The 24,176-nt window shown below is 32.1% G+C and carries 23 protein-coding genes and 1 pseudogene; 3 read left to right on the top strand and 21 right to left on the bottom strand.

The features are described from left to right. Positions 1-2: 2 nt before the first annotated feature. The 3 genes from rffA to rfbB form a co-directional block, all read right to left on the bottom strand. Positions 3-1,163, bottom strand: a complete 1,161-nt coding sequence (gene rffA / locus BW929_RS12500) for a dTDP-4-amino-4,6-dideoxygalactose transaminase (RefSeq protein ID WP_076545827.1) — start codon at positions 1,161-1,163, stop codon at positions 3-5. Positions 1,164-1,202: 39 nt separating this feature from the next. After that, the gene (locus tag BW929_RS12495) at positions 1,203-2,093 is read right to left on the bottom strand and encodes a LysR family transcriptional regulator (RefSeq protein WP_076545826.1); all 891 of its coding nucleotides are present in this window, start codon (positions 2,091-2,093) and stop codon (positions 1,203-1,205) included. A gap of 140 nt (positions 2,094-2,233) precedes the next feature. Then, a complete protein-coding gene (gene rfbB, locus BW929_RS12490) occupies positions 2,234-3,193 on the bottom strand; it encodes a dTDP-glucose 4,6-dehydratase (RefSeq protein WP_076545825.1) in 960 nt (319 codons plus the stop codon). A gap of 242 nt (positions 3,194-3,435) precedes the next feature. Here rfbB and BW929_RS12485 point away from each other — a divergent pair, with 242 nt between their 5' ends. Further along, positions 3,436-3,765, top strand: coding sequence for a YolD-like family protein (locus tag BW929_RS12485; protein WP_076545824.1), 330 nt, complete (start codon positions 3,436-3,438; stop codon positions 3,763-3,765). Here BW929_RS12485 and BW929_RS12480 read toward each other — a convergent pair whose 3' ends face one another. From BW929_RS12480 to BW929_RS12460, 6 genes are all read right to left on the bottom strand, one after another. Then, the gene (locus BW929_RS12480; RefSeq protein ID WP_234978105.1) at positions 3,766-4,782 is read right to left on the bottom strand and encodes a DinB/UmuC family translesion DNA polymerase; all 1,017 of its coding nucleotides are present in this window, start codon (positions 4,780-4,782) and stop codon (positions 3,766-3,768) included. It abuts the gene before it with no gap. After that, positions 4,782-5,021, bottom strand: coding sequence for a Y-family DNA polymerase (locus tag BW929_RS15505; protein ID WP_234978104.1), 240 nt, complete (start codon positions 5,019-5,021; stop codon positions 4,782-4,784). Before BW929_RS15505 ends, BW929_RS12480 begins: the two co-directional genes overlap by 1 nt. A 150-nt stretch (positions 5,022-5,171) precedes the next feature. Continuing rightward, on the bottom strand, positions 5,172-5,864 hold the full coding sequence (locus tag BW929_RS12475) for a DUF3298 and DUF4163 domain-containing protein (RefSeq protein WP_076545823.1): 693 nt from the start codon (positions 5,862-5,864) through the stop codon (positions 5,172-5,174). 22 nt (positions 5,865-5,886) lie between these two features. Beyond that, complete coding sequence (locus tag BW929_RS12470) at positions 5,887-6,351, bottom strand: S1 RNA-binding domain-containing protein (RefSeq protein WP_076545822.1); 465 nt, start codon at positions 6,349-6,351, stop codon at positions 5,887-5,889. 126 nt (positions 6,352-6,477) lie between these two features. After that, entirely contained in the window at positions 6,478-8,250 is a 1,773-nt protein-coding gene (locus BW929_RS12465) for a FapA family protein (RefSeq protein ID WP_076545821.1), read from the bottom strand. A gap of 23 nt (positions 8,251-8,273) precedes the next feature. Continuing rightward, positions 8,274-9,848, bottom strand: coding sequence for a PAS domain-containing protein (locus BW929_RS12460; protein ID WP_076545820.1), 1,575 nt, complete (start codon positions 9,846-9,848; stop codon positions 8,274-8,276). Positions 9,849-10,043: 195 nt separating this feature from the next. On the opposite strand from BW929_RS12460, the gene BW929_RS12455 reads away from it, so the two are divergent. Continuing rightward, complete coding sequence (locus BW929_RS12455; RefSeq protein ID WP_076545819.1) at positions 10,044-10,541, top strand: hypothetical protein; 498 nt, start codon at positions 10,044-10,046, stop codon at positions 10,539-10,541. 133 nt (positions 10,542-10,674) lie between these two features. Here BW929_RS12455 and BW929_RS12450 read toward each other — a convergent pair whose 3' ends face one another. Together BW929_RS12450 and BW929_RS12445 are read right to left on the bottom strand one after the other, a co-directional pair. Beyond that, positions 10,675-11,595: a diacylglycerol/lipid kinase family protein gene (locus tag BW929_RS12450; RefSeq protein ID WP_076545818.1), complete on the bottom strand. Its 921-nt coding sequence runs from the start codon at positions 11,593-11,595 to the stop codon at positions 10,675-10,677. 56 nt (positions 11,596-11,651) lie between these two features. Then, complete coding sequence (locus BW929_RS12445; RefSeq protein ID WP_076545817.1) at positions 11,652-12,806, bottom strand: geranylgeranyl reductase family protein; 1,155 nt, start codon at positions 12,804-12,806, stop codon at positions 11,652-11,654. A 201-nt stretch (positions 12,807-13,007) separates the two neighbouring features. Between BW929_RS12445 and BW929_RS12440 the strand changes: the two genes are divergently transcribed. Continuing rightward, positions 13,008-14,222 (top strand): L-lactate MFS transporter, encoded by a 1,215-nt coding sequence (locus BW929_RS12440; RefSeq protein WP_076545816.1) that lies wholly within the window; start codon positions 13,008-13,010, stop codon positions 14,220-14,222. 109 nt (positions 14,223-14,331) lie between these two features. Here the strand turns inward: BW929_RS12440 and BW929_RS12435 are convergent, their stop codons facing one another. The 10 genes and pseudogenes from BW929_RS12435 to BW929_RS12390 form a co-directional block, all read right to left on the bottom strand. Next, complete coding sequence (locus BW929_RS12435; RefSeq protein ID WP_076545815.1) at positions 14,332-15,099, bottom strand: exodeoxyribonuclease III; 768 nt, start codon at positions 15,097-15,099, stop codon at positions 14,332-14,334. A gap of 83 nt (positions 15,100-15,182) precedes the next feature. Next, complete coding sequence (putP, locus tag BW929_RS12430) at positions 15,183-16,640, bottom strand: sodium/proline symporter PutP (protein WP_076545814.1); 1,458 nt, start codon at positions 16,638-16,640, stop codon at positions 15,183-15,185. Positions 16,641-16,712: 72 nt separating this feature from the next. Then, positions 16,713-17,363, bottom strand: a complete 651-nt coding sequence (locus tag BW929_RS12425; protein ID WP_076545813.1) for a protein-L-isoaspartate(D-aspartate) O-methyltransferase — start codon at positions 17,361-17,363, stop codon at positions 16,713-16,715. A gap of 72 nt (positions 17,364-17,435) precedes the next feature. Next, on the bottom strand, positions 17,436-18,935 hold the full coding sequence (locus tag BW929_RS12420) for a long-chain-fatty-acid--CoA ligase (protein ID WP_076545812.1): 1,500 nt from the start codon (positions 18,933-18,935) through the stop codon (positions 17,436-17,438). 75 nt (positions 18,936-19,010) lie between these two features. Next, positions 19,011-19,967, bottom strand: coding sequence for a peptidase M15A (locus tag BW929_RS12415; protein ID WP_076545811.1), 957 nt, complete (start codon positions 19,965-19,967; stop codon positions 19,011-19,013). Positions 19,968-20,040: 73 nt separating this feature from the next. Next, positions 20,041-21,684: a L,D-transpeptidase family protein gene (locus BW929_RS12410; RefSeq protein WP_076545810.1), complete on the bottom strand. Its 1,644-nt coding sequence runs from the start codon at positions 21,682-21,684 to the stop codon at positions 20,041-20,043. A 34-nt stretch (positions 21,685-21,718) separates the two neighbouring features. Next, positions 21,719-22,150, bottom strand: coding sequence for a MarR family winged helix-turn-helix transcriptional regulator (locus tag BW929_RS12405; protein WP_076545809.1), 432 nt, complete (start codon positions 22,148-22,150; stop codon positions 21,719-21,721). A gap of 250 nt (positions 22,151-22,400) precedes the next feature. Next, positions 22,401-22,775, bottom strand: a complete 375-nt coding sequence (locus BW929_RS12400) for a DUF5320 domain-containing protein (protein WP_076545808.1) — start codon at positions 22,773-22,775, stop codon at positions 22,401-22,403. A gap of 194 nt (positions 22,776-22,969) precedes the next feature. After that, complete coding sequence (locus BW929_RS12395) at positions 22,970-23,833, bottom strand: ATP-binding protein (RefSeq protein ID WP_076545807.1); 864 nt, start codon at positions 23,831-23,833, stop codon at positions 22,970-22,972. Continuing rightward, positions 23,833-24,176 (bottom strand): annotated as a pseudogene (locus BW929_RS12390) ((4Fe-4S)-binding protein); the annotation flags it as partial. The pseudogene BW929_RS12390 and the gene BW929_RS12395, both read right to left, overlap by 1 nt.

The following is a 24,176-nucleotide window of genomic DNA, read 5'->3' as shown; positions in this document are numbered from 1 at the left end:
GACTACACCTGCCTGACTAAACTGGAGAAAATATCTTCCAAACTTTTAATAATATAATCTAATTCTATCTGAGAAAGATCTGGATAGATTGGCAGGCGGAGCAGACTGGAAGCAATTTGATTTGTCAGCTGCAGATCTTCTTTTTGATAACCAAGCTTTTTCCCCATCGGTGATGAATGCAGAGGCTGAAAATGAAAGGTAGCTTCTATCCCTCGCGCTTTGAGCTCTTTTAAAACCAAATCTCTCAAATTTTGATTTTTAAGTTTCAGATAGTAAATATGATAATTACTTTTTTTAGCAGCAGGCACCTCTGGTATAAGATCCAGAAAATCTTCAGCTAAAAATTTCTTTAAATTATGATTATAATATTCAAATATTATTTTTCGCTGAGCAGTAATATATTCCATCTCCTTAATTTGGGCAAATAAAAGAGCCATCAATATATCAGATGGCAGATAACTTGAGCCCTCTCCTACCCAGCTGTATTTATCAATTTCTCCCCGCAGAAAGCGAGAGCGATTTGTGCCTTTTTCTCTGATGATTTCTGCTTTTTGAAGCAATTCCGGCTGGCTGGAATTAATAACCAGGGCACCTCCTTCACCGCTGACCAAATTTTTACTACCGTGAAAGCTGTAACAGCCAAAATCACCCATACTGCCAGCTGCTTCCCCCCGATAAAAACTGTTAACTGCATGAGCGGCATCTTCGATAACATAAATCCCGTTTTTTCTTGCAATATTTCTAATCTGATCCATCTCACAACTAATACCGGCATAATGAACTGGAATTACAGCCTTTGTATTAGCTGTAATTTTCGCCTCAAAATCTGCAGGGTCAAGATTAAAACTATCAGATTTAATTTCTGCAAAAACTGGCCTGGCTCCTTCTTTTAAAACTGCATTTGCTGTAGAACTGAAAGTAAAAGAAGGCATAATTACCTCATCCCCTTCTTTTAACCCTATTAGTTGTGCAGCCATTTCCAGTGCATGAGTTGCAGAGGTAGTCATTAAAACTTTATTTAAAGCAAACTTTTCTGCCAGAAACTCACTTACTCTAGCGGTATAATATCCATCACCACTTATACTATCTCTTGCAAGTGCATCAGCTATATATTTTTTTTCTTTTCCACTAAAATAAGTTTTATTAAATGCTATTTTTCGCATATATTACTCCGCTCCAGATTAAATTTCTAAATCTTTTGTTTAATAACAGATGTGTTTCCCCAGTTTTTTAAAATTGGCAATGAAATTCTTTACATCAGCAGATAAAAATTCCGCTTTTTTATTAATCATATAAATATCATAATCAAGCTCATAATCGATTATTCGGGAAACATTTATTTCTTTAGCACTAAATTCATCTCGAACTGCATTGTAGGGTACAAAAGCAACTCCATATCCTTTTCGAACCAAAGTTTTTATTGCCTCTGTAGAATCAAGGCGCGAAATAATTTCTATTTCAGAAAAATTATATCCTAAATCTGCCAGTGCTTCTTTAAAATTTTCTTTTATTATGCAATCTTCTTTTAAAATCACAAATTTATGATCTAAAATTTCTTCCAGTTCCACCTTTTCTGGTAGATCAAAAGCCGGTGGTGAAATGAGCACTACTTTTTCATTAATTACCTCTTTTGAATGTAAATTTTCCGCCTGAGCCGGATGAGTTGTAAAACCAATTTCACAAATATCACTCAAAACATCCTGCTCAATTTTATCAGAAGCAGCAGCTACCAGATTATATTTGTGATTTGGAAACTTAAACTGCATATTTAATATTGCACAGGGGAGACAGTAAGTAGCAATGGTGTATTCTCCCTCAATCTTAATTTCCTGACTATCCTGTTCATTTAGATCAGAAAGCATTTTATTATAAGTTCTAATTATATTATCAGCATATTTCAATACAACCTCACCAGCTTCTGTCAATTTAACTCCTCTATTGCTACGAATAAAAAGTTCTTTTCCCAGTGAGTCCTCAAGTTTCTGAATCTGCTGACTTAAAGCAGGTTGAGATATATGAGAATTATTTGCAACTTTAGATATACTTTTTAATTCTGCGATCTCTTGAAAATATTTTAGACTTTCTATATGCATAACTACACCCTCTCACTGACTGTAAAATATAATTTATAAAATATTGTTTTAAACTAATGTTCTTAATTAATTATATTATCAATCGAAAGAAATAACAAGAGTTAATCATGAAAGCAAATATTTAAAGTGAAATTTAAATTCTAAAGTAATTTTTTCCACCAATCTTTATGATCAAGATACCAATTTAAAGTTATCTGCATAGCTCTATCATAGTCATATTCAGCTTCCCATCCCAGTTGGTCCTTTATTTTACTGCTATCAACTGCATAGCGATAATCATGTCCTTTACGATCTTCTACATGTTTAATTAACAACTCTGATTTCGACAATAATTCGAGAATTTTTTTTGTGATTTCCAGATTGCTTTTTTCGTTACTGGCACCAATATTATATGTCTGACCATTTTCTCCCCGCCGCATTACCAGATCAACCGCTCGACAGTGGTCTTTAACATAAATCCAGTCTCGAATATTACTTCCATCACCATATAGAGGCAGCTTCCTATTATTTAAAGCATTGATAATAAAAAGAGGTATTAGCTTTTCAGGATACTGATAAGGACCAAAATTATTGGATGATCTGGTAATATTAACTGGCAGTTGATAAGTTTTTGCATATGCTTTAACCAGAAGATCAGCAGCTGCTTTAGAAGCAGAATAAGGACTGGAAGGGTTTAGCGGACTATCTTCCTTAAACTTTCCTTCACTGCCAAGGCTGCCATAAACTTCATCCGTAGATATCTGAACAAATTTTTTAACTCCAAATTTTAGAGCCAGATCAAGTAAACTCTGTGTACCTTCAACATTTGTTTTAACAAATACAGAAGGATCATCTATACTCCTGTCAACATGGGATTCAGCAGCAAAATTAACTATATAATCTATTCCCTGATGCATCAAATGATCTATTTTTTCTTGATCACAGATATCCAACTGTCTAAATTGATAATTAGAATTATTTTCTACATCTTTTAGATTATCCAAATTACCTGCATAGCTTAACTTATCAACATTAATAATTTGATCATCATAATTTTTAAGCTGATAACGAATAAAATTACTGCCAATAAAACCGGCTCCACCTGTAACTAAAATTTTCATCTAATCTAACTCCCTTCCTGCAAAAATTTACTATTATAAAAACTACTTTATCCAAATTATAAAATTCATTAAAATTATTATATCATACTGAGTTTTAATTCTACATAAATCAGACAATTTTTTTGAATAGAACTTGTTTTTCGAACATTTGTATGGTAAAATGAAATAAAATAAATCTTCTTTTACAGGCAAACCATTAATTTATTTGAGAATTTAAATTTATAATAAAAGGAGTTGAAAAAATGAACTTTAAAGATCGTGGTAATAAAAAGTGGAATTCTTTAATGCTGGTTGAACATCAAAAAAGATTAAAAGAACTAAAAAACAGGGAGAGTGACCTTAAAAAACCTGTATTGGATCAGCAACAATTAAGAGAATTTAATTTTAAAATTACTAAAGCTTTAAACCAGAATTTAATTCTCCGTGTCAAATATTATGAAGATAAAAGAATTAAAAATATAGAAGGCAAAATTTTAAAAATAGAAAAATATAAACAACAAATAAAAATTGAACTGTTAAATAAAAAAATTAAAAAGCTGCAATTTACGCAAATTATAAACCTTGAACTTTAACTATTTATGATGTCCACCAATGGTATTTTCTATTCTTGCTTTAATATTTCCTTTTTCTAGATTACGAGCGTAATATAAAACATCTTTCCCCATTTTGCAGGCCAGCTGATCTCTAAGTTGATTGATTTTGACTTTTTTTAAATTATTTTCAAATAAATTTAACTGCTGATAATCATTTTCTGTAAATTTAGTCAGATAAAGACTTATTTTTCGCACCTTTTCTCCCTGATAATGTTTATTCAAAATTATTACAGCTGCCTGATAAATATCATCTGTCATAACAGTTCTCTTTTCCAGAGTGAGCTGTCTAGAAAATCCTTTTTTATCTTCACATTTTGAATATCTCAAAGATAAGGAAACAGTTTTACCTTTTAGGTTATTCTGGCGAACTCTTTTACTAATTTCTTCTGCCAGATTAAAAACTACAGTTTTAATCTCCTCTAAGATATTATAATCTCTATAAAGAGTAATCCCACGACCAACTGCTTTTTTTTGATCATCAAAATGTCCTTCTACTTCCGAATAATCAATTCCCCAGGCATGATAATAAAGCTGATTACCTAAAATACCAAAATTTTTTTCAAGATATTCTAAAGGGAGATGAGCCAGTTCTCCTACTCTATAAACCCCAATTTTATTTAATTTTTTTTCAGTTTTACTGCCAATACCCCAACAATCTGAAAGTTTTAGCGGCCATAACTTTTCTGGAATATCACTATAATCCCAATGGCAGAGTCCAATTTCTTTTCCCTCATTGTCCATCGCTACTTTAGCCATAAACATATTAGGACCAATACCCATACTACATGGTAAGCCATACTTACTCCAAATTTCTTTTCTTATTTTTTCAGCCAACATTAGGGGATCACCATATTTAAGCCTACTTCCATTTAATTTTAGCCAGGCCTCATCTATTGAATAAATATGAATTGCTTCCAGAGGAAGATAAGAATTAAAAATCTCAGTTATTTTCATTGAAATATCAAGATAAAGTTTCATATTAGCTTCAGCCAAAATTATCTCTTCTCTATCCGGAATTTGAAATAAACGATCTGCAGTTTTAATTCCATATTTTTTTTCAGTGCAGCAGAAGCAGCTAGAACTACTGAACCCTGCTGCTTTTTATTCCCTATTACTGCCAGATAACCTTTTAAAGGATGAATATTTCTTTTCACAAGCTCTATACTGGCATAAAAAGATTTCATATCAATACATAAAATTTGATTTTGAGGAGCATTACTATAATCAGGGTGCATAACAAAACCTCCTAACGAACATGTGTTTACTTATATTTTAACATAATTACTTTCGTTTAGCAAACTTAAGTTCGTTTGATAAAATGGAGGCAAAAATAATTAATTTTTAAAAAATAAAACTGCTGTAAATTAATACAGCAGTCCAAAAATTTAATATTTTATTCTAAATTCCGGTATCCCAGTTGAATAGGGAGCTATGGCATATGGTTGAAAGTAAATAACCAGATCACCATCTTCAAGATAATAAAACTGATTTTTATCTAAAGTCTGAAATCCATAATCAGCCTCAAAATAAATATCCGGATCTTTTTTTATTGCAGCTTTAATCAATTTTTCTACTTCACTGAGACTCATATTATGACGGTCCAGGAAATCCACCAATTTTAAGTCTTTTCCGGTAGCCAGATCAATATTATAACTCAGGCTATAAGGATTACCATGGGCACCTCCGGTATATTGGTAATAATTAAATTTAATACTTAATATTTGCTCAGTATTTTTTGTTTCAAAATTTACTCTACCTACAAATTCACGCCAGGGAAATCCTGACTCGTTAAAATCACGATAACTCTGTTTCGCCATTACTACGGTATATTCAATAAAGGTCATAATATTATCTCTAAAAAGATCATTATACTTTTTCTGGATATTTTTATGATTAAGATTCATTAAAATTGGAATTTCTGCTTCAATCTGATAAATATTATTTTCTGTCTTTGTAACTGGAATCGAAACTATTTCCAGAGCCACAGTTGGTATTGTTGTCAGAAATAATAAAATAGTTACAAATATAATTATCCTATTCAAATCACAAAAATGATAAAAAGAAATTTTTTCTTCCAATTTTAACAGCTCTTTTCCCTACTTATTTTTTTAACTTGATTCCTTTAGAAGTTATGTCGATAATTTTTTCTTTATATAAACCACCAATGGCTTTTTTAAAACTTCCTTTACTAATTTGAAGTTCTTTTTTTATTTTTTCTGGTGAACTGTCATCATTTAAAGGTAAAAAACCATCCCGGTTCTTAAGTTTCTTTAGAATTTTTCCTTTCGCATCCTCTATTCTACCGTAGCCAATTTTACGCAGACTAACATCAATCTTATTATCTTCCCTAATTTTTTTAATATATCCTTTTAATTTATCTCCAACTTTAATATCTTTATAAATATCATTCTCATAAACTAGACCAAAATACCGATCATTTATAATTACTGTTGCTCCCAAGTCAGTAAATTTATATACTAAAATATTTACCCTGTCACCTTCACTAAACCCTACATTTTCTGGAGCTTCTTCAATTCCAGTTGTATCAATATCACTACTTCTCATTATTCAATCAGCACCTTTCTTAATTAATTATATCCTCATTGTAACATAAATCAAGAAGTAATAAAACGGTAAAAAACTGCCGCTAAAAATTCTCGGCAGTTTTGATCAAATTTTTTAATAAGAATTTTAATTTTCATCTCGCAGCAGATATTTATTTATATTAGGAAGTGTACCTGCAGTTACTAGTTCGCCAAAATTATTAACTTCATAATTGATGTTTTTACTCCCTTCTTCAATAATTTTACGATCTTTTTCACTTTTTATTACCAGAGTTCCCAGTGCCTCTTTAATGAAAATCTGTTTTCCAATTCTAAAATATGTTTTACTCAATTTACTTCCCGCTGCCTGAGAAAAAATTACTTCTTCGGCCTGATATGATCCCCCTTTTAAAAATCCAGGTTTACTCTTTACAATAATTGATTTTTTAGCTCGAATAGTTGAATTATAACAACCAAGACGATTAATAATTACTGAGCCCCCAATATTAATTTCCGAATTTTGTATATAGCCTGTATAGATATTTAAAACACCATTTTGTTCCAAATTAAAATCAACAAATTCTAACAGATTATTTTTAAAATTGGATAATATCTTTTCATCTTTAATTCGCTCTAAATTGGCCATGTTCTTAAAATAAGGTGTTATTTCCTGAAAATATTTTTTTAACTGCTCACTACTTTTAATGCTTTTATTAACATGCAGGATCAAAGTTTTTAATTCAGGGAATTTATTTTCAATCAATAATCTTAAAACCCTACCAGTTCTAAAATTACTGAGATTCATCTTTCTTTTACTGGCCTCTCCTAAAATTTCCTCAACACCTTTATTTAAATCCTCCAGATAATGAATAATTTTTTTCAAAGAAATTATTATTTCCTGTTCTAGATAGTTGCCAATAAACAGCTTGCTCGCTATAATATTATTATTTACATAAAGATCTCCCTGAGTTTTAACTTCCGCATTAGCTATATTTCCCTGCACCTTTAAATCATTGCCTACTTCAACATTAAAATAATCTTTAACATCTCCCTTAACAAGAAGATCTCCCTCGTATTTTATATTACCTGTGTGCTTATCCACATCTCCTTTAATAATATATTGTTTATAAATATGTACTTCAACAGTACCGTTTCTTCTAATTAACTTCGGCTGTCCCCCCTCTAAAGCAATTGCTTTTAAATTATCTTTTGTTAGCTGTACATTTTTTCCAGCTTTCAGTTCAATATTTTTGACAGGAGGCGGAGAAATTCTGTCAGAAAAAATATTCATCCCATATTCTCCTTCAACCGCTTTCTTTTTATAACAGATTGTCTCCCCTTTTTCGATTGAATCTATAACATTAAATAAATTTTCGTCGCGCTGTTTATATTTTTCGCTTTTTATTACCTGGGCATTTTCTCCCTTTTTTGCCTTTTTGCCTTCAGCAATTAAATACTCCCCATTTAAATTACCTTTTTGAGTCATAATTTTGCTGATTTGATCATGGTTGATTCCATAACTTATATTATAATAATCAAGCAGCTCGAGTATTTCAGTTTTGGATATTTTAGGGTAAACTTTCTTCTGAGATTTAGTCTCTATTTTAATATGATTGGCGGGCTCTTTGTCTTTAATTTCCAATTTTTGTTCTGGAATAAGATCTATCAGCAAATATGCTTTAAGCTTATTTCTGCTGACTTTTATATTTAATTCTTTACTCTTATTAGTTTGTTTTATTTTTAATTCTATTAATTCTTCTATATCCTGACTTACAACTACCTCTTTATTTTCTTTTTCTCCATTAATATATATTTCAACATTCTTCCCGGCAGTTATCCGGGGATATCGTCCCAGACCTTCTGGATTAATAATAGTTAAGTTACCATTTTCCAGATATACAATTCCATCTTTATTCTCCAAAGTTAATCACCTCCCAGATACAATTATACTTTATCTATTTCTCTATAAATTGCATATACACCTATTTGGTTGTTATTTAAAAGTACAGGAAATGCAATAAGTTTCAGATCAATTTCCTCACCCTGAGAATTAATTCTTTTTACTTTTTCTTCAATTTGAGCTCCGGTTAAAACCAGATGAGAAAGTTCCTGGGCTTCCTTTATTTGTGCTGCTGGAACAATTAACTCATCAAGTTTCTCATTTTTTAATTCTTCTATCTCATATCCAAACAACTGCGAAAATTCTTTATTAACGTTAATTATTTTTTCATCAATGTCGAGTAAAACTAAAGCTTCAGGAAAATTATCGAAAAGCTGCAGGTAATGATTACGCTGGTTTTGATTTTTCTGATTAGTATTCCTGGAGCTCATTTCTTCTGGTATAATAGAAATAATATTTTTTAACTGTTCCCCCTCAAATTCAGGTATTAAATAATTACTATAATGTTTTTTAAAATCATCCTGACTAATTAAAATTTTAAATTCAATTCGCTTCCTATTTACTGCTGCATAATTCAGTTTATCTATAAAATCATCACCACTCTGATCAGCAATTTTTAAGTTATTAAATCTTCTTCTCAGATCTTTTTCACTTAATTCAAATAAATTCATTGCTTTTTGATTAAAATAAATAAGTTTATGTTTAGAATCAAATTTTAAAATGGCAGCAGGTAGTTTATTTAAAATTTCTTCTGATTTTTTTTCTGCTTTAATTTCCTTAGTTATATTCTGATGTAGAATCATAACTTCATAATCCCCTATACCTTTAAAAGAAGAAACATACATCCTAAACCATCGTTTTTCCAGCGGAGAATGGCAGGGATAATCCATACTAAAACTGTCCTGTTCATCATTTAACACTGAAAGAATACCATTATAGGCCTGGACAGAAGTTAAATTTCCTTTTTCTGCTCCCTGTTTACAAATTTTAAGATAATTTGTATTTACTCCTACGTTTTTTGAAATTGCTCCATTCTCAGAAGCAAACTGTTCCCAGGAACTATTTGTATATAATATATTCCCTTCTTTATCTAAAATAGAAATATTACCGGGTACTGAATCAAGCGCAGAAGCAGTAAAATACTTTTCTTTGGCTAAGTTTTTATTTTCTAAACTTTTTTTGCTTAAATCATCTTTAATTTCTTCCTGACGATAAATATCATCCAAAACTGCCTTAAATTGTTTTTTAAAGAGCTTTAGTGATTCCTGATTTTTAGTTTCCCTATCTCTATTCACAGGAAAATAGACTATATAAATGAAACCAGCAGCTTCAACTTTAAAAATATGTAATTCAGAATTAAACTCAACCAGATGCTCAGCCAGTATAGCTTTAGTTTCAAAATCATCTGCCGCAATAATTTCTTTATATAAATTTCTATTTAAATTAGTTGTTTTTACAGCTGTTTCAAAATTATTATTTTGCTGTTCAAAAATCTTAATTATGTTTTTTGATGTTAAAACAGCCATTTTTAAATCATCAGTCTTAAAAAATTCAGCCATTATATCAAGTTCTAATTTGAATCTCCGTCTTAATTCTGCCATTTCAATAATTTCTTTCATCTTTTTCACCTCAATTAGATAAAAATACTCATTCTATTGAATATATTCAATAACTGTCTTATCTTTCCTTTATTATCAAGTAATATTTTATTAAAAAATAAAAATAAATTTATAATTTCACTTGACACATTTTTCACATATATGTTAAGATATAGTTAAGTTAGGTTAATTAAAATTTTAAAGGAGGATTTATTTATGAAAATTAAAACAATTGTATTAATGATTGCAGTTGCAGCTTTATTAGTTGCACCAGCAGTAAGTGCTCAGGACACAGTGTCCTCAGCTTCCAGAGTAGTTGATGCTGATAGCTTAATGAATGCTACTAGCGCAGATGGTGCCTGGATTGTAATTATTCAGCAGGATTTAGCTGTTGATAAAGACATCGTCTTAGAAGGTACTCATAAAAACAGAGGTGAAGTTGACCGTAAGTTAGCTCTTTATGATCAGGATGATGATCATAATGTAACTGACAGATATACCTTAGAAGCACCAAGTATTACTGTTAAGAGCCCAAGCACCAGATTTAAAGCTGGTACTTTTGTTGGTGACGTTTATGTTGAAGCAGAAGGTTTTGAACTAGAAACTGGATTTACAGTTGATGGTAATATCTACTTCGAAAATGAAGCTGCTAAAAATAGTTTTGTTATCTCCGGTGGAGCTACTGTTACAGGAGACTTAGTAAATAATTTTTAATTAATTAAAATAATTAATTGGCCAGTTTTAAAACTGGCCAATTTTTTTATGAACATATGTGATTTTCAAAACATAATATTGGAATATATTGTTATTTAACCCATAGTTTCAATCAATCTTCTCTAATTTTCAATTAAAAAATTATTGGTATTTTACTTTGAGAAATCATAAATTCGGCGTCAATATATCCTGTTGATTCACCATCAAGTTCTAATTCGACTTTTTCCGCTGTTGTAATTTTAACCTTTTTCACCAGATGCGACTCTACCAGAGGATGACTAAGATGTCTGCCGTAATAACCTCTGAGTAAATTAAAAATTATTCCTGGTTTAGAAAAATTTTTTAATAAAACTAAATTTATTTTATTTTGCAGCAGATCAGCTTCCGGAGCAATTTTAATTCCTCCTCCAAAATAATTTCCATTTGCAATTATTGCCGAATTGAGTTTCCCCTGATAAATTAATTTATTATCAGCTTCGACTCTCATTTCTTTATTTTGATATTTAAATAAAGTCTGAAAAATTTTAATTAAATAACTCAGACTGCCAGCCATTGTTTTTTGACTTTGATTTAAATTTCTAGCTACTTCTGCCCCCATACCACAATCTGCAATATTGATAAAATATCTTTTATCTTTTTCTAACTGCTTATTTAAAAATTCAGCTTTTAAAACTTTAATCTGTTTACTCTTCCCTCTTTTAATCAAAGAACTGAACTTTACAGTATCAGTCTGAAGGTTTAAAGTTCTGCTTAAATCAGAGCCTGTACCTAGAGGATAAACAATAAGCTTTGTTCTTCTCTTTCTCCTGCTGGCAGAAAGCATACCATTAACTATCTCATTTACAGTACCGTCTCCCCCCACAGCAATAATACAATCATAATTTTCTGTAACTGCGCTTCTGGCAATTTTTACTGCATCACCAGGTTTTTCGGTATAAATATCCTCAAATTTATTAAACTCTTTTTTTAAGTAGGCGCTTTTCTCAGGCCAGATTCTAGCAGTTTTACCACTACCGGCTGCTGGATTTACAATTGCAATAATTTTTTTATCCATAAATAAACCTCTTTTTTTATTTTTTTAGCACTCTATAATATAATTTATTCTCTAAATTATAGTTTTACTAGCTTTTTTAGAAAATTAAAAAGACTGCTCAGTTCCCTGTAACTTTCAACTCCCTGCACAGCATTCATAAAAGTGGTTAATAGATCTTTTCTCTTACTCAAAATAAATCTCACAATTTGTTGATTATTATAAAATAAGCTGGCTATTTTTTCAGCTGCCTGAAGCTCGCTAATTATTGATCTATCTAATTTATCCTGATAAATATCCTTAATTGGCAGCTCTGAATTTTTAGTTTCAATAATCGATTCAGCAGCAGCAAAACCGCTGCTCAGAGCATAAAAAATACCCTCACCAATAAAAGCATCTGCAAGATGGGCAGCATCTCCAGCAAGCAAGATTCTATCACTTCCTCTATTCATAGTATTTTTACTAGAGTAAATTGGTATTGGATGTGCCTGAATCAAAATCTGATTATCTTTTATTTCAACTCCAAGATCATTAAGATAGTTATAAAAAATTTCTTTAATATTTATTTTTTTATATCTCATAATCCCCAGACCAATTGAAAGATAATTATTTTTTGGAAAAAGCCAGGCATAGCCATCTGCCAAATAATTAAAATTAATAGTTATCTGATTTTTTAAATTATCAAAACTCAATTTATCTCTTTCAACTTCAGCTTCCATTGCAATACCTTTATAACTTATATTACTTTGATCAAAATTTAAATAATTTGAAATTTTACTGTTAGCACCATCCGCAGCTATTAAATATTGACTCTGATAATTTCCTTTTTCAGTTTCTATCCAAACTTTTTCGTCTTTCTCCTTTAAATTTAAAACCCTGTTTTTAGGGACAAATTCTGCCCCTGCTTTTTCTGCTTTACTTACCATAAAATCATCAAAAGCAGATCTATCTACTAATTTGATTGGAACTTTATTATAATTAAATTCAAACTCAACATTGTTTTTAAATCTAAATTTAAAATTATTAATTTCACTTTTTATTATTTCTGCTTTTAGATCAATATCATATTTCTTTAAAATTTTGGTTGTTCGATCAGAAAGAGCACCTCCACAGGCTTTATATCGCGGCCACTCCTCTTTTTCGATAATCAGAGTATCCAGACCATATTTAGCTGCTTTATAAGCAGCAGCACAGCCTGCAGGACCAGCTCCAACAATTATTAGCTCTTTATCCATAATTATCACCTTAAAATTTTAAATATTTAAACTTTACTCTTTTAACTTGATAAAGATAAGCGGTTTTGTTATTATGTTTCTAACTATAGTTATTAATTTGTCTAATTAATTTGAAAGAAAAGTTGTTTTTATAATAATATATTAACTGTTAATAACTATATAATCAAGTAATATAAAATAATTAAGGAGGAAATTTAAAAAATGCAAGCATCAGTAATCGAGAATAAGAGTAGATGGCTTTATATTCCTTTAGGCTTGATAATATTTATGTGTATGGGAACAATTTATTCCTGGAGTATTTTTAGAAAACCTATAGAAACAGCTTTTAACATTGGTGCAACTGAAAGTGGCCTACCGTATATGATTTTTCTGGTTTTTTATGCCCTCGCTATGCCCTTTGCCGGTAGTTATATGGACAAATATGGTCCCAGAGCAATGACAATTGCAGGGGGAGTTTTAATCTCCATCGGCTGGTTTTTATCTGGCTTTACTTCTTCAATAATTGTTCTCACAATTAGTTATGGTGTAATTGGAGGCATGGGAGTTGGAATTGCCTATGGTGCTCCAATGGCTGTAGCTGCCAAATGGTTTCCGGATAAGGAAGGACTGGCAGTTGGACTAACTCTTGGAGGATTTGGCTTATCTCCTTTTATAACTGCTCCTGCTGCAGGATGGTTAATCAGACACTTTGGTGCTTTTACAACTTTTAAAATTTTGGGAGTAATTTTTGCAGTGATTATTATTCTTTTAGCTATCCCACTTAAATTTCCAGAAAAAAAGACAAAGAAAAAAAATAGAACAAAAAATCTTGAAATTTCTAATCAAGAAATTCCCCCTGGAGAAATGATTAAAAGCAAAAGTTTTTATGCGCTGTGGACTACTTTTGTAATTGGTACTATTATTGGACTGATGGCCATAGCCATTTCCGGACCAGTTGCTGAAGAACTAATTAATTTAAATTCTGCAACTGCCTCTATTTATGTGTCTCTTTTTGCGATTTTTAATGGAATAGGTCGGCCAATTTTTGGAGCTCTGACCGATAAATTCAAAGTAAAAAAGACAGCTATTATTTCTTTCTCCTTAATTATCCTGGCTTCAATTTTAATGATCATCAACAACTCAGGTAATCCTATACTATATTTTATTGCTTTTGCAATTTTTTGGCTTAATCTCGGAGGTTGGCTGGCTATAGCTCCTGCTGCAACTTCTTACTTTTTTGGCAAAAAAAATTACAGTAAAAATTATGGTTATCTTTTCACAGCCTATGGAGTGGGAGCAGTAATTGGAAATCTATTCTCTGGCAGTATAAGAGATATAATGGGAAGCTATCAATTTGTCTTTTATCCCACATTAATAATTGCAGCAATTGGAATTGTTATTTCTCTTCTCTTTTTAAAAAAAGAACCGATAAACTAATTAGAAAAGTTTAGAAAAAGGCATCTCCAATCATTTTATGATTGGAGATGCCTTTAATAATTAATTCAAGCTTTCTTTTCAAATAACTTTATTAAAATAAGCTTTAATACTAATCTAAATCAAGAGTAATAGTTACCGGACAATGATCTGAGCCTTTAACTTCATTTAAAATCTCAGCATTTTCCAGATTGCCTTCGAGACCCTGAGAAATAAAATGATAATCAATCCGCCAACCTGCATCTCGTTCTCGCGCCCTTGTCCTGTAACTCCACCAGGAATAACATTCTTTTTCTGGATGAAAATAACGATAGCTATCTATATAACCATGGTTTTCAAGTTTATCCAGCCACTTTCTTTCCACTGGCATGAATCCTGATGTGGTTTTATTAGAATCAGGATCATGAAGATCTATCGGATGATGCGCAGTATTATAATCACCACAAACCACTACTTCTTTTCCATTTTGACGCAGCTCCTCACAGTAGTCCAGAGTAGCGTCATAAAAATCAAGCTTATAATTTAACCTTTCCTGACTGCGCTTTCCGTTGGGAAAATAAATATTCAGCAAATAAAAATTTTCAAATTCTGCTGCAATAACCCTTCCTTCACGATCAAAACGCTTAATTCCCAGCCCATGCCAGACATCCAGTGGTTCTATTTTAGTATAAAGAGCTACCCCACTATAACCCTTCTTTTCACCAAAAGTAAAATATGAATAATAACCCTCTATATCACGTAAATTATCCTTTAATTGATGATCCTGAATTCTAATTTCCTGAAGTCCAAGTATATCTGGCTGCTCTTCAGTTATCCAGTCAAGAAAACCCTTTCTTTTTACAGCTCTTATTCCATTAACATTCCAGGAATAAATCCTCATTAAAATCCATCCTTTCTTTCCCCATAACAATTTAAGTCTTAATTCTGTTCATTTTAAATATTTTTATAGTTTAAGTTCAAAAACTACTTTAAATCTCTTTTATAAATTTTTTTAACTTCTTTGAACTCAGCCAGAATTTCTTCATTCTCCTGACTGATAAATCTATTAACCAGCATAATTACTAATATATTAACCATAAATCCAGGTACTATCTCATAAAGTTCTGCTCCCAGACCACTCTCTTTCCAAATAATTAATGTTATTGTACCAGCAATCATTCCAGCAAAAACTGACTGCCAGGAAGTTTTGCTTGAGAAAAGCGAAAATAATACTGCCGGACCAAATGCAGCCCCCAGTCCTGCCCAGGCATAAGCCACCAGATCTAAAACAGTGTTTTCCGGATTTAAAGCCAGAAAAAAAGCAACTACTGCAATTACAATAACAAAAGCTCTGCCAACCCACATCTTTTCTTTTTCACTGGCTTCTCTTTTTATTATTTTATTATAAAAATCTTCAGTTAAAGTTGAAGAAGATACTAAAAGCTGAGAATCAATGGTTGACATTATTGCAGATAAAATTGCTGCCAACAAAATTCCACCCAACCAGGGATTAAAAATTGTGGCTATCATTTCTATAAAAACTTTTTCACTGTCTACAATATTAGGAAACATTGGAACTGCAATAATCCCAACAAAAACAGCTGCTGTCAGAGAAATCGAAACCCAGACAACTGCAATTTTACGTGCTGGTGCGACTTTTTTTATGGTATCAATCCCCATAAAACGAGCCAGAATATGAGGCTGACCAAAATAACCAAGTCCCCAGGCCAGAGCTGAAATAACTGCCGCAATCCCAAATCCCTCTGGCATTAAGGAGAGAGAAACTCCGTTTTCGGCTGCCATTTGAACAACAGAAGTCAAACCACCAATTTCTCCAAATGCCACAGTAGGCACTATTGTTATCGCCAGAAACATTAAAATCCCCTGAAAAAAATCAGTCCAGGAAACAGCCATAAAGCCCCCCAAAAAAGTATATAAAACTATTGCCAGACCGCCAAAAATTACAGCCAGTGTATAATCAATATTAAATAATGATTCAAATAATTTACCAGAAGCAACCAGGCCAGAAGCAGAATAAATAGTAAAAAATAGAAGAATTACTGCTGCTGAAAAAATCCTTAAAAGTCCTGTTGGATCACCAAAGCGATCTTCAAAAAAAGATGGAAGGGTCATTGAATTTGTTTTTTCCGTATATACTCTTAAACGAGCAGCCACAAATTTCCAATTCAAAACTGTACCAATAAATAAACCTACAGCAATCCAGGCCTGACTCAGTCCTCCCAAATAAACAGCACCTGGCAGTCCCATTAAAAGCCAACCACTCATATCACTTGCCTGAGCTGAAAGTGCCGTAACCCAGCTTCCCATTTTTCGTCCACCAATCAGATAATCTTCTAAATTAGCGGTTTTTCTGTAAAAATATACTCCAATACTCATTAAAAAAACCAGATAAACTGAAAAAGATGTTAAAGTTGCTGTCATTAATACTCCACTCCTGTCTACTTTTTATTTTTTTTTAAGAAAATCAGCCGCGATCGCGGCTGATTTAATAAACTATCTCCAGCTATCCTCTCCCAGTAGAGGAACAAAACGAACATATTCAAGATTTTCTTCTTTAATTTTATTTCTATATTTTTTAGTAATTAATTTTAACTGCTGGATACCATTACGTTTACCAATTGGTATTATCAGCCTCCCTTTAACTGTAAGTTGTTCTATTAACTTTTCTGGAACATAGGGTGCAGCTGCAGAAACTAATATAGCGTCATAAGGAGCATTTTCTTCCCAACCAAGACTGCCATCACCAACTTTTACTTCTACATTATGGTAATTTAATTTTTCCAATACTTTGCTGGCTTTAAGGGCAAGTTCTTCAATTCGTTCAATAGTATAAACCTTCTTCGCTATTTCAGCAAGCAGAGCTGCCGCATAGCCAGAACCGGTTCCAACTTCCAGGACTCTAGCTCCCTCATTTAACCCTAAAGACTGGAGCATCAGAGCAACAATGTAAGGTTGACTAATTGTCTGACCAGCATCAATACTCTGAGCTCCATCCTGATAGGCATATTCTCTATTTTTTTCGAGCATAAATTTTTCTCTTGCAACTTTTCTGAAGGCCTTAAGCACAGCCTCATCTTCTATTCCCCTCTTTATCAGCTGTTCTTTTACCATTTTCTGGCGAAGTTTTTCGAAATCTTTTTCCATAAATTATACCTCCGCATTAATTTAATCCGAAAAAATGACTGCGGGACAGAAGACCTAAAATTTTTTGGAATTTTAGATATCACTTAAAGACTTTTTATCAATTTTACCAGTAGCATTTTTTGGCAGTTCGTCAATGAATTCCACCAGTTTTGGAATCTTATAATTTGCAAAATACTGCATACAGTATTTCTGGATCTCTCTTTCTGTTGCCTTTTCATCTTCTCTTAAAACAATTACTGCTTTAGGTATTTCCCCTCTCAGTTCATCTTTAGTTGCAACAACAGCAGCTGCCTGTATTTTAGGATGTTTATAAAGCTGTTCTTCAATTTCACGGGGATAAACATTCATTCCTCCCACATTAATCATATCTTTTTTTCGATCAACAATATATACATATCCATCTTCATCCATTTTCCCAAGATCGCCAGTATGAAGCCAACCATTACGAAGAGTCTTAGCTGTTGCCTCCGACATCTTAAAATACCCTTTCATTACATGTTCTCCTCTAACTGTAATTTCTCCAATCTCACCAGGGGACAGCTCCCTATCATTCTCATCCACAATTTTTACTTCAGTTTCTGGAATTGGCAGTCCAACTGAGCCTGATTTTCTTTCCCCATCAACAGGATTAACATAAGCAACCGGTGAAGTTTCAGTTGGGCCATTACCCTCCAGAATTTTAACATTGAAAGTTTTTTCAAAATCCTCCATAGTTTGTTGGGGCATAGCAGCTCCACCAGAAATACATAAATTAAGATGAGAAAGATCAAATTGATTTTTGTTTTTAACATTCAACAGTGCTGAATACATTGTAGGTACTCCCGCAAAAAAAGTAACATTTTTCTCCTGAATAGTTTTTAAAACCTTTTCTGGTAAGAATCTGTCTACAATAACTATTTCTGCTCCTAAAAACATAGGCATTAACATACAGACAGTTTCTGCAAAAGCATGAAACATCGGCAGTACACAAATGTAGCGATCACTATCATCAACCTTTAAATGTTCAATAGTTTTTCTAGTATCAAAAATAAGGTTATGATGAGTTAACATTGCTCCCTTTGGCTGTCCAGTTGTACCTGAAGTATAGAGACAGGCAGCCGTAAATTCCTGATCTATTTTCTGCAGTTCAGGCAGAGTCGTTTTTTGGTCTTTTAATTCTGATAATGATATATAATCATCACCAATCTCTCCATCAACCAGAATTATGTTTTCCAGATAATCTAAACTGCAGGACTGAATTAAAGGCAAAAATCTTTTAGAAGTAATAACTACTTTTGCTTCAGAATTGTTTAAAATATATTCAACTGCTGGCGCTTTAAAGCTAATATTTAAAGGCACCATTGTTGCTCCAGATTTAATAACTCCAAGATATGCAACTAAAAACTCTAAACTGTTTGGAAGCATAATGCTTACCATATCTGAAGGTTCAATATCTAAATCTATCAATCCATGAGCAAGTTTATTACTCTCCTTTTCCAATTCACCATAAGTTATTTTTTGATCATCAATTACCGCTGCAGTTTTATCCTTTTTTTGATTTGCTGTTTTTGAAATAATATCTCCAACTAACAATTAAATTACCCCCTGTTTTAAGTTATTAAATAAATCAATCAAAATTATAATCAGCTACTTTATTAAATTAAACAGTTACCAGTTAATATGAAAGCCCCGGGTATCAATGTGAATAAAAGGACCTCTTACTCCATTTCCTTTATAACTACTAACCCCGCCCTGAAGCTGAGCAAATTTTTCTTTTTGATCAAATTCAACCGCAAGATTATAAAGAATATTAGAGTCAGCAATTGTAGATTGACCATCTCCGTTTAAATCATCCATCCACTCATTTCCATTTCTATCAATAAATATATCAGCCGCGTCACCAAAAATATGGCGGCTAAAATCAGTATTATTCCCCAATTTCTTATTAAAATAAGGTGTACGATAAATACTTACAATTCCAAATGTATCAGCTTTATAACCAGCATTGTTAATATCTTCCAGAAAAAATTCTAGTTTTAAAAGCAGTGATTCCTGAATTGCTATAAATTGTGGAAATTGTCTGGTCTGATTGGTTAAAAACTGCTCCAATTTAAAATGGGGTGTTAAGTTAATACCAAGCATTAATTCCTCAATTTTCAAAAAACCTTTAGGCTTTGTATAATATTCTTTTTTATCTGCAGGAATATCTGGATAATAACCTATTCTAAAATCTTCTAAATATTGACCATTTTTATTATTACGTGGGCAAATTACAAAAATGTTAATTTTTATCCTGGCATCAGGATCGGCTGAATTTTTTTCTTTTATTAGTGTCCGATAATGCCCGACTTCTTGGTAAGCATTCCAGGTAAAAGAATTTTTGCTTTCAAAAACTTTTTCTCCAAGTTCAATCTGGTAAGTTTTATCTCTGTTTTCTTCAGCAATTTCAAATTTTATTTCCTCACCAGGTAAAACAAAAATACTGAAAGTTTTAAATGGAATTTTTAAACCCTCATATTTAATTGAAAAATTTGCATGTCCATTTGAAAAAGCTAAGCCTGGAACGGAGTTAAAAAAAAGTAGAAATCCTAGTATAATTATTGTTGTATAAATTGCTTTTTTCATTTATTTCGTCTTTGCTCCTTTAATTTTAAATAATGTAAAATAAGTTGTGTAAATTGTAAATTAAATAATAAAATTATTGGTTAAAATATTCTGCAATAATTTTTTTATCTCGATTATAGATGTCTTCTCTAAAATTTAAATCACCCTGATTATCAACCCAGGCAGTATTATACTGCAGGTATATCTTAATAGGATTCTTTAAATAAACTGTCTTTTCTCGATCTTTTTTCATTTCCATTTCTATTTTTTTACGATCCCAATCTTTTTGATCACTCAATAAATATTCAGCCAGATCAACTGGTTCTTCAATCCTGATACAGCCTGAACTAAAACTTCTATCTGTTTCTGAAAACAGATACCTCCCCGGCGTATCATGCAGATAGACACTAAATTTATTGGGAAACATAAATTTAACTCTTCCTAAAGCATTTTCATCTCCGGGATTCTGACGCAGTAAAAAATTAAAATTATCTTTATTAATTGCTGACCACTCAACTTCAGCCGGATTTATCTCCTGTAAATTATTATTGCCCGTATATTTAAAAAGAGAATAGTTATTTTCTTTAAGATAATTATAATCTTCCTTTATTAGTGGTAATTTATCCTTAACTGCTATTGATTTTGGAACATACCAGTAGGGATTTAGAACTAGATATTTAATAGTGTCACTAAAAACAGGTGTACTTCGCTGCTCCTGACCAACAATAGTCTTCATTTCCATAATGACCTGATTATTTTCGTATAATTTTAAATTATAATCAGCAATATTTACATAAATATAGCGTTTTCCCAGGTCTTCTGGCAGCCACCTCCATCTCTCCATGTTAATTATTATCTGTCTAATTCTCTGCTCAAGCTTAATATTTAAAGCATTTCTGGTACGAGGACCAACTATCCCATCAGCTTTCAAACCATTATTAAGCTGAAATTTTCTAACTGCCCTTTCTACCCGCTGACTATAATAGCTTTTGTCTTTAAGGCTCTCTAAATTAAGATAAGCTCTTGCTGATAAATTATCAATCAGCTGTGCCACTGCCGTCCCTTCAGCTTTTAAAGCTAAAACTTCATCTGTATTGATTACAGGCCACTCTTTAATTTTCCCAGAGTCTCTATATAGATATAATTCATCTCTAAGTTTTGTGTAATTAAAAGATTTAGGTAGTTTTGAAGCCAAGGTTTGCGCAAGCTTTTCTTCTTCCACCAGTGATGCTAATAATTGTTGAGCTTCCAAATTATCAGCCTGATGGTTATAGTCATCTACAATTATCTCTGGATCTATTTTGCCATTTAAATAGTCAGATGCAAGACTCAAATAAGCATTAGTTAATAAAATTTCCAGTAGAGCTCTTTTATCAAGAGAATTAGCTTTAAAAAGATCTGGATCATGAACAAAATTTTCAATCAATCCTAAATGATAATCTAAGGGATTTAACCCCTCATTATAGCTGTTTTTTATTTCTCTAATTAATTGTTCGGGATCTTTTTTAAACCGATCATCATCAAACCAGACTGAACGATGATAACGCTGATCATAAAATTCTATTAATTCTCTATAAAAACTTACATCTTCCCCTTCAGGAAAATGACCATCATATTCTTCAATAACCAGCAGATGATTCCTGATTGACATGGCAAGATCACTCTGAGCACTCACATTAAGATTGAAGCTAAATAAAATTAAAAATATAATTAAAAAAAATAAGAGTCTTTTTTTCAAAATACTCTCCTCCTCAACTTATCTATTTATCTGATTAGTATATTTCTTCAATTTTATCCATTAATTTACTTAAAATTCGAGCTAAATCTTCAGCTGAATCTTCCATATCCACCAGGGCTTTTTCCATAAAGTCCTGTCTTTTTTTCAATAAGCTCTCCATAATTTCTCGGCCCTGCTCGGTAATCTCTAAAAGCACAACTCTTCTGTCATTCTCATCTCTTCTTCTTTTAACTAAACCAGCCTCATGAAGATAATCTACTATAACAGTTACAGTACTATTTGCCATATGAAGTTCTTCATGAATTTCTCCCATACTAACTGGCTGTGATTCAATAATTACTCGTAAAACATGGAATCTCCCTAAAGTAAGATTATAACATTTAAGGTGGTCTTTAGTGTATTGATTTAAATACTTAGCTATATTTCTTATTTTTTCTTCTATCATTTTATTTGTTTTTTTACCCATCTTAAACTCCCTCATCAAATTAACTTTTTGAAAATTATATCCCATTATTTAAAATTATTATATAATAATTTAGCTATAAAAACAAGAAATCAGCATTAGGCTCTCAGTAATTAACTCAAGTTCCATTAAAGCGCAAAAACCCCTTATTACAGAGCTGACCAGAATTCAGTTCCAGGATTTTTTTTCCTGAAAATTTGTAATGCTCCGTAATAAGGGGGAATAAAAATATTTAGCTGTATCTTGTTGGTGTCTAATTATTCTTTAAGTCTTCTATCTGTTTTTTTACAATTTCAAGCTCACTGGAAAGGGTATTGGCCAGGTTTTCCAGGCGAGTTATTTCACGATTTTTATTTTCTTCACTGTCATAATCTATCTCTTTACCGGCTGGAGCATTAACTGCTCCTCGACCAGCAGCAAATCCATAACCCATTCCACGACCTCTAACTTTACCTCTACCTCTTCCAAATCCAGGACCGCGTCCGGCACCATTTCTAAATCCTCTGCCTGCTCCCTGAGGAGCTGCATCAACTGCAAATCCCGGCTGATCATTACCAGCACAATATCCTAATCCTCTTCCTGTCATTGGACCTCTACCTTCTGAACCTCTTCTATCTCCGCGTGGCATAAACAATCACTCCTTTAGTAAATTTTGTTATTGAACATATGCTCTTTATCTTCTGTCTATATTATAACTCTATTTTGAACATATGTCAAGAATAAAGTAAAAAAAATTTATACCAGGTTCAAAATGAGCTGATACATTTTCGCCCTGTACAGGTACAGCAATCTTTTTCATTTTATTAAAGCCTCCTTTAATTCTTATCTTTCCAGTATTTTAGTAAGCTTTTCTTTTACAGTCAGCATTTTTGTTCTTAGTTCTTGATCATTATCAACAAATAGTTCTCCTTTTTTGAGTGAATCAACTATTACCCTGCTGTAAGGTATTTTGGTTAGCAATTCAATCTTTTCCTCTTCAGCAAAGGCTTCAATTTTAGCTGTAATATTACTATTTAGATCAAATTTATTGATTACTATTCCAGCTTGAATTTTAAAATGGTTGACAACCTCCATTACCCTTTTTAAATCTGCAAAGCCTGAAAGAGTTGGCTCTGTAACCAGTACTGCCATGTCTGAACCGGTTAGAGAAGCAATCACCGGACAGCCAATACCAGGTGAACCATCAACTAAAATCCAATCTTTATTTTTGGTTTTTGCTATCTCTGAAGCCCTATTTTTTACTTCACTTACCAGTTTACCTGAGGTGTCTGCTCCAGGTATCAATTTAGCATGCACCATCTCTCCATAGTTACTCTCTGCCTCATAAAGAGTTCCGGTTTCAATTTCTTCCATCCTGATTGCATCAGTCGGACAGACATATGAACAAACAGCACAGCCCTCACATTTTAAATTTTTAATCTGATAGTTATCAGCAGTAATGGCATTAAAACGACAATTTTCATAACATAGTCCACAGTCAATACAGAGATCATCATTTTTAACTGCCAGTTTCATTCCCTTAAAAACTGCTTCACTTTTATTTCTTGGATTCAATAAAAGATGCAGGTTTGGAGCGTCTACATCACAATCTCCAACTACTAAATTATCAAGTATGGAAGCCAGATTAGCTGTAAAGGTAGTTTTGCCTGTCCCACCTTTACCACTAATTACAGTAATTTCTTTCATTATTTTAGGGCCTCCTCTCTAATTTCCTGATATAATTGCTGCAGTTTTTCTTCCCAGCCAGCTAATTTCTGAACAAAAGGAATCCCCTCTGAATAAAGCTCTGCAATCTGTCTGGAAAACGGAATTTTAAGCATTACTTTAATTCCCTCTTCCTGACAGTAATTTTCAATTAAATAATCACTGTCAGCTTCTGCTCTATTAATTACTACCGCAAAGGGCTGTTCAAGATCATTTAACATTTCAATAACCATCTTCAAATCATGCAGGCCAAATGGTGAAGGCTCGGTAACAACAATTGTAAAATTCGTATCTGTAATTGCTTCAATAGTTGGACAGGTTGTTC

The sequence above is a fragment of the Halanaerobium kushneri genome, assembly GCF_900156285.1.
Taxonomy (GTDB): domain Bacteria; phylum Bacillota; class Halanaerobiia; order Halanaerobiales; family Halanaerobiaceae; genus Halanaerobium; species Halanaerobium kushneri.
The sequence above is the reverse complement of the archived record's forward strand: the minus strand, read 5'-3'. Positions and strand labels throughout refer to the sequence as shown.

Bases quoted from the DNA above. Each gene is read 5' to 3' on its own strand.
- BW929_RS12400 (WP_076545808.1), bottom strand. From the start codon at position 22,775: ATGCCACGCGGAGATAGAAGAGGTTCAGAAGGTAGAGGTCCAATGACA.
- rfbB (WP_076545825.1), bottom strand. From the start codon at position 3,193: ATGAAAATTTTAGTTACAGGTGGAGCCGGTTTTATTGGCAGTAATTTT.
- BW929_RS12435 (WP_076545815.1), bottom strand. From the start codon at position 15,099: ATGAGGATTTATTCCTGGAATGTTAATGGAATAAGAGCTGTAAAAAGA.
- BW929_RS12460 (WP_076545820.1), bottom strand. From the start codon at position 9,848: ATGAAAGAAATTATTGAAATGGCAGAATTAAGACGGAGATTCAAATTA.
- BW929_RS12470 (WP_076545822.1), bottom strand. From the start codon at position 6,351: ATGAGAAGTAGTGATATTGATACAACTGGAATTGAAGAAGCTCCAGAA.
- BW929_RS12415 (WP_076545811.1), bottom strand. From the start codon at position 19,967: ATGAAAAAAGCAATTTATACAACAATAATTATACTAGGATTTCTACTT.
- rffA (WP_076545827.1), bottom strand. From the start codon at position 1,163: ATGCGAAAAATAGCATTTAATAAAACTTATTTTAGTGGAAAAGAAAAA.
- putP (WP_076545814.1), bottom strand. From the start codon at position 16,640: ATGACAGCAACTTTAACATCTTTTTCAGTTTATCTGGTTTTTTTAATG.
- BW929_RS12485 (WP_076545824.1), top strand. From the start codon at position 3,436: ATGAACTTTAAAGATCGTGGTAATAAAAAGTGGAATTCTTTAATGCTG.
- BW929_RS12405 (WP_076545809.1), bottom strand. From the start codon at position 22,150: ATGGGTAAAAAAACAAATAAAATGATAGAAGAAAAAATAAGAAATATA.
- BW929_RS12445 (WP_076545817.1), bottom strand. From the start codon at position 12,806: ATGGATAAAGAGCTAATAATTGTTGGAGCTGGTCCTGCAGGCTGTGCT.
- BW929_RS12425 (WP_076545813.1), bottom strand. From the start codon at position 17,363: ATGGAAAAAGATTTCGAAAAACTTCGCCAGAAAATGGTAAAAGAACAG.
- BW929_RS12395 (WP_076545807.1), bottom strand. From the start codon at position 23,833: ATGAAAGAAATTACTGTAATTAGTGGTAAAGGTGGGACAGGCAAAACT.
- BW929_RS15505 (WP_234978104.1), bottom strand. From the start codon at position 5,021: ATGCACCCTGATTATAGTAATGCTCCTCAAAATCAAATTTTATGTATT.
- BW929_RS12450 (WP_076545818.1), bottom strand. From the start codon at position 11,595: ATGGATAAAAAAATTATTGCAATTGTAAATCCAGCAGCCGGTAGTGGT.
- BW929_RS12455 (WP_076545819.1), top strand. From the start codon at position 10,044: ATGAAAATTAAAACAATTGTATTAATGATTGCAGTTGCAGCTTTATTA.
- BW929_RS12440 (WP_076545816.1), top strand. From the start codon at position 13,008: ATGCAAGCATCAGTAATCGAGAATAAGAGTAGATGGCTTTATATTCCT.
- BW929_RS12495 (WP_076545826.1), bottom strand. From the start codon at position 2,093: ATGCATATAGAAAGTCTAAAATATTTTCAAGAGATCGCAGAATTAAAA.